The organism is Stutzerimonas stutzeri (assembly GCF_024448935.1).
Lineage (GTDB): Bacteria > Pseudomonadota > Gammaproteobacteria > Pseudomonadales > Pseudomonadaceae > Stutzerimonas > Stutzerimonas stutzeri_AO.
Genome location: NZ_JAMOIE010000157.1, coordinates 1 through 5,272 on the forward strand (window position 1 = coordinate 1; position 5,272 = coordinate 5,272).

Consider the following 5,272-nt stretch of genomic DNA (forward strand, 5'->3'; position numbering starts at 1 on the left):
GCACCCTGATCATGATCGCGAACAAGCTCAGTCCTACAGGGGCGACAACGGTGTCCGTTGACGCTCAGAGCTACTGGTTGGTGGCGCCGTAGACATTCACACCCGCTCTCATGCAGCTAAGTATTGCCCCCGACTGCACGCTTAACGTGCGTCATCGAACGCCGTGCTACAGGAATGAACATTGCCAATGAAATTGCGCGCTCGCATGGCGGCAGCATGCGCGCAGAGTCAACAGCCGAAGCGGGCCCGACCTTCGTTTTCAGCATGCCCACCGAAGCGCGTGCGCTCTAGGCGTGCTCAGCCTTCATGACGTCGTAAGCGCCCAGGTACGCACCGGCTAGCTGACTCTTCTGCTGATCGCTGAGGATCTTGCCGGCCATCTGGAAGAACTTGTGCTCTTCTTCCTGAATATGGTGATGAACCTTGTCAGACAGCTTGCGTGCCTGCACAAGCCAGCTCGGACTGCTGGGATCGGTTTCTTCCAGCGCCTCGATCATCTCATCCATTTCATGGTGTTCGGCGATCGCATGACGGGACAGGTCGACCCCGCTGTCATCACGCATCAGCGGGATATAGAAATGGCGCTCTTCGGCCACCGAATGCACCCAGAGTTCGTGCTTGAGCTCAGCGAAAATCACTTGCCGCTCGGCGCTGTCGCCGCGGGTCCGTACCAACTTTTCAGACAGATCACGCTGGATATCGTGGCTTTGGCGCAACGCTTCGAAAATCATCATGGGTATATTCCTCTTCCGTGAACCTGTGGGGACGCGGTGTGTGACAGGCAGAGGAGCGCCGCGTGCGCCCTTACCGGCGCGTTTTTGGTCCACGCATTCAGCGCAGTTGGCTGTCCTTGCTGCCGCGGCGGTTGTAACCGCTGAATTTGGCTTCCTGCTTGTCCCGTTCGGTTTGGCATTTGACGCACAACCTGACACCGGGCACGGCCTGCCGCCGCGCCTCGGGAATCTTCGCGGCGCATTCCTCGCAGTGCGTCAGGCTCTCGCCCTGCCCCAGCCGACTGCGCGCTCGCTGCACAGCATCTTCGATGGTGCTGTCGATCTGTTCCTGAACCGCACCCTCGTTCGCCCACCCCGTAGCCATCACGACCTCCAGCAAGTCAGGTGTAACAGTGTCTTGGCTTGGAACACCTGCCCCGGACACCGTTCAGTAATACGCCTGGCGTGACGCGCATTCCGTGCCGCCAACCAAGAAAACCACCCATCGACCCGTTGGCGTCAAATCGACGAACGGGCCTCGGCGTCACATTGCATTGTTTATCCTTTCAGCGATCAATCGGCAAGCCCGCTACACCCGCTACAGATGCTCTATGTCGGGACTTGCCTCACCGAGGTCGCCCGACGGCCTTCTGTAAAACACACCCCCAGGGAAGCGGTGATGCACACGAAGATCCTGCTGGCGCTGTTAATTGGCCTGGGCGGATGCGCCAGTCAGTCGGAAGTGCTTGAACGCGAGGTGGGCCAATTCGACCTGCAACTCGGCACGGCCCCCACCCGTAGCATGGCCCAGGGGCTGGTGACCCCGACGGCCGCCAGCACCTTCGGAGGTGGACTGGACCTGACTCACGACACTGGCCTGTATGTCGGCCAGTGGGCGCCCAGCATGGGCATCATCGAGGGCAACCAGTTGGAGCTGGACAGCTACATCGGCTATGTCCAACCCCGCTTCGACCAGGCGCCAGGCTACGAGTTGGGCGTGATCCGCTACAGTTTCCCCGAACTGGACGGAGCGGATCGCCACGAAGTCTACGCAGGCTTCAACCTGGCTGGCAGTCGGCTGGGTGGCGCGTTGAGCAGCCGACCGGGGCGCACCGACAGCACCCTGCTGCTGGAGCTGGGTGCCATCAGCCCACTCGATCTGGACCTGCGCCTGAAATATGCCAGCCACTCGATGGACAGTCCGATGTACCACCCCGGTGGCAGTGTTGAAGTCTTCAATGACTGGTCGTTGAACCTGTCTCGCCCCTGGCTGGGCGTGCACCTGGATCTTTTCTACACCGACTCGAGCCTGCGCGGCCGCGAGTGCGGTGTCTACTCGGGGCAGAACACCTATTGCGAGCGCTACTTCATGTTCAAGGCCGAGCGTCCGCTGTTCTAACGATGCTCCGATCAGCCTTGCTTGAAGCGCATCCTCGCGTGCCATACGGCGACAACAAAGGCCGTGGCCGCAAAGCCATAGAGCAGGCCAAGATTGCCGCCCCGATAGAGCCATGAGCCAAGTACCGGCCCGGTGGCCATGCCCATGAAACGGAAGAAGTTGTAGCTGCCCACGGCGGTGGCGCGATTGTGCGGATACAGGTCCATCAGCAGGCTGGTCTGCACCGGCAGCGAAAGGCCGAGAAACAGCCCGAACGCGCTCACCGCGACCACCAGCGCCGCCAGCGACCACTGCGCAACCGCGAGAAACAGCAGCAGACTGAGCGCATTGAGTGCCGCGGTCGTCACCAGCACCGGACGGGGACGCCAGCGCCCCAACAGTCGCCCACCGGCGAAACTGCCGATGACAACAGCAATCGACAGTGGCAGAAACACCAGGCCCTTTTCGCTGGCACCCAGCCCATAGGTGGCGTCGAGCACGCGCGGCATGAACACCAGGTAGTTGTAGAACGCGTAGTACTGCACAAAGCTCAGCAGCATGATCGCCAGCCCCTGGCGGTTGCGCGCCACATCCAGGTACTCCCTGGGATGAAAGGCGCGAGGCGTGCTCCCGGCCGGGCGGGTTTCCTGCAGCCAGATGGCGTTGCTCAGCAGCGCAACGCCACCGACCATTGCGAGCAGCAGAAATACGTAGTGGAAGTCGAGGTGCTCGCCGATGAAGCCGCCCACCACCGGACCGACCACTGGCCCCAGCGCCACCATCATCTGGAACGAGCCCATCGCCCGACCACGCTCGGCGCCTTCGAACCGATCGCCGATCACCGTCACTGCCACCACCGCACCGGCAGCGATACCCACCGCCTGCAGCGCACGAAACACCAGCAGCGTCTCGATAGTGGTCGAGAGAAAACAGCCGATGGACGCGCCGATGTAGCACGCCAGCCCCAGCAACAGGGTGCGCCTGCGGCCGCTTCGATCCACCAGCGGGCCGTAGACAATCTGCATGAGCGCCAAAACGAAGGTGAAGACTGAAATGCTGAGGTTGATCAGCAGCGGCGTCGTCTGCAGCGCCTCGCCCAACTCCGGCAGAATCGGTGCGTAGACCGTCTGCGTGAACGGGCCGAGAAAGGCGGCAAACGCCACCATGAAGGTCAGCAGGCGTGGGCTCATCGGATCTCCGCCAACATATGGACAAGAAGCCCGGCGGCGCGCGCCGCCGGACGGGTCACTCCTTGACCTGCATGTATTCTTCGGCCCAGACCATGTATTCCTCGGCGGTCGAGTATTTGACCGACAGCTGCGAGGCGTTGAGATCGGACGCATCGATCTGACGCTGCTCGCGCAGGCAGTCATAGGTCGCCTTGATCGCGGCAAAATAGGCCGCGTGGCCGTTGACCACGAGGCGCACGCCAAGCGCAGCCAGACGGCTGTTGTCGCGCAACTTGGGGTTGCCATAGGTCACCAGCATCAGCGGTACGCTGAGTGTTTCCGCGACCTGCTCCAGCTGCTCGAAATCCCCGATGCCGACCAGGCAGATCCCATCGGCGCCAGCTGCCTCGTAGGCCTGCACGCGCGCGATCACCTCTTCCAGGCCGATCACACCCGCATTGGTCCGCGCGATGATCGCGAGGTCGGGATCGATGCGGGCCTCTAGCGCCGCACGGATCTTGCCGACCGCCTCGAACATGCCGATCAGGTCGGTGGACTTGCGCCCGAATTTGGCGGGCAGCAGGGTATCTTCGATCGTCAGCGCCGCGATTCCGGCGCGTTCCAGCTCGACCACCGTGCGCATCACGTTCAGCGCGTTGCCATAGCCGTGGTCGGCGTCGGCGATGATCGGCAGCCGTGATACCCGGCCGATGCGTGTCGCCTGCTCGACAAATTCACTCAGGGTGATCAGCGCAAAGTCGGGCGCGGCCAGGATCTGTAGCGAGGCGACCGAGCCACCGAGAATGCCGACTTCGAACTCCAGATCGGCGGCGATGCGCGCCGACATGGGATCGAATACCGATGCAGTGTGATAGCAGCGATCGGAGGCCAGCAGCCGACGAAACTCGCGGCGCAGGGCGTGATGAGAGATACGTTGCATGGGGGTCCCCGATGAATCGCACGCAAGGGTCGAGTCGCCCTTGTCTGTTCAGTGTTGAGCGTGGTACGGACGGCCCATGGCACGTCTCGGTGTTTCACAGTGCCGGGCGCGGTTGTCGCCCTTGCACATACGCCATGACCAGCCCGCTGGCGATGATGATGGCCATGCCGACGATGGCGCCGAAATCCGGCGTATGTCCAAAGGCCACCAGGCCTACCACCCCGGCAAAGATGATCTGCGAATAGGTGAACGGTGCCAGCGCAGCGGCGCTGGCAAAGCGAAACGCATTGGTCAGCAACAGATGACCGCTCATGGCCATGGCACCGAGCCCGGCCATCATCAGCGCGTCATGCAGCGTTGGCGTCTGCCAGTTGAAGAAGACCAGCACGCTCATCACCAGACTGCCAACCACGCTGGTGATGAAGTTGCTGGTGACCGGATGATCCGTGGCGCTGAGTCGACGGGTGATCAACTGATAGACCGTGAAACTCAGCGCCGCGCCGAACGGCAACAAGATCGCCGGCGTGAACAAGGCACCGCCCGGCCGCACGATGATCATCACGCCGATCAGCCCACAGCCGACCGCCAGCCATTGGGCACGACTGACCTGTTCGCCGAGCAAGGCGGAGGCGATAGTAACCAGCAATGGGGCCAGGAAGATGACGGCAGTCGCTTCGGCCAGTGGGATGTAACTCAGGCCACTGATGAACAGCATGCTGACGCTGACCAGGCTCAGGCCACGGCAGATCTGCAGCTTCGGCCGCAGAGTATGGAACACACGACGCCCCATGCGTGGCGTGAACAAGGTGAGCATCAGCGCCGTCTGCGCCATATAACGCGCCCAGATAACCAGAAACACGGGGTAGAGCTGCGTCAGGTACTTCGACAGCCCGTCGTGACTGGCGAGCGTCAGGCAAGAAACCAGAATCAGCGACACGCCAAGCAGGGGCCGATGAGAGTTGTTCAATGAGGGAAACCGTGACAATAGGTAGCAAGCTACGCATTATGCCTGTATATCGGCATTTCTTGACATCCCCCCCGGCCTGAATGCCGGAGATTCCTACGGCGCTCG

General features: G+C 61.9%; 6 protein-coding genes. 1 reads left to right on the forward strand and 5 read right to left on the reverse strand.

The features are described from left to right. Positions 1-287 precede the first annotated feature (287 nt). The gene (locus tag NA637_RS23930) at positions 288-734 is read right to left on the reverse strand and encodes a hemerythrin domain-containing protein (protein WP_256074988.1); all 447 of its coding nucleotides are present in this window, start codon (positions 732-734) and stop codon (positions 288-290) included. Between the two features lie 97 nt (positions 735-831). Beyond that, positions 832-1,098: a DksA/TraR family C4-type zinc finger protein gene (locus NA637_RS23935; protein WP_256074989.1), complete on the reverse strand. Its 267-nt coding sequence runs from the start codon at positions 1,096-1,098 to the stop codon at positions 832-834. Between the two features lie 294 nt (positions 1,099-1,392). Here NA637_RS23935 and NA637_RS23940 point away from each other — a divergent pair, with 294 nt between their 5' ends. After that, positions 1,393-2,112 carry a TorF family putative porin gene (locus NA637_RS23940; protein ID WP_256074991.1) on the forward strand — a complete coding sequence of 240 codons (720 nt, stop codon included), beginning with the start codon at positions 1,393-1,395 and terminating at the stop codon, positions 2,110-2,112. A gap of 11 nt (positions 2,113-2,123) precedes the next feature. On the opposite strand, the gene NA637_RS23945 is transcribed toward NA637_RS23940, so the two are convergent. From NA637_RS23945 to NA637_RS23955, 3 genes are all read right to left on the reverse strand, one after another. Further along, complete coding sequence (locus tag NA637_RS23945) at positions 2,124-3,281, reverse strand: MFS transporter (protein ID WP_256074992.1); 1,158 nt, start codon at positions 3,279-3,281, stop codon at positions 2,124-2,126. Positions 3,282-3,336: 55 nt separating this feature from the next. Further along, positions 3,337-4,200 (reverse strand): isocitrate lyase/PEP mutase family protein, encoded by an 864-nt coding sequence (locus NA637_RS23950; protein ID WP_256074994.1) that lies wholly within the window; start codon positions 4,198-4,200, stop codon positions 3,337-3,339. Positions 4,201-4,294: 94 nt separating this feature from the next. Then, a complete protein-coding gene (locus NA637_RS23955; RefSeq protein WP_256074995.1) occupies positions 4,295-5,167 on the reverse strand; it encodes a DMT family transporter in 873 nt (290 codons plus the stop codon). Positions 5,168-5,272: the final 105 nt, after the last annotated feature.

Bases quoted from the DNA above. Each gene is read 5' to 3' on its own strand.
- NA637_RS23950 (WP_256074994.1), bottom strand. From the start codon at position 4,200: ATGCAACGTATCTCTCATCACGCCCTGCGCCGCGAGTTTCGTCGGCTG.
- NA637_RS23945 (WP_256074992.1), bottom strand. From the start codon at position 3,281: ATGAGCCCACGCCTGCTGACCTTCATGGTGGCGTTTGCCGCCTTTCTC.
- NA637_RS23930 (WP_256074988.1), bottom strand. From the start codon at position 734: ATGATGATTTTCGAAGCGTTGCGCCAAAGCCACGATATCCAGCGTGAT.
- NA637_RS23935 (WP_256074989.1), bottom strand. From the start codon at position 1,098: ATGGCTACGGGGTGGGCGAACGAGGGTGCGGTTCAGGAACAGATCGAC.
- NA637_RS23940 (WP_256074991.1), top strand. From the start codon at position 1,393: ATGCACACGAAGATCCTGCTGGCGCTGTTAATTGGCCTGGGCGGATGC.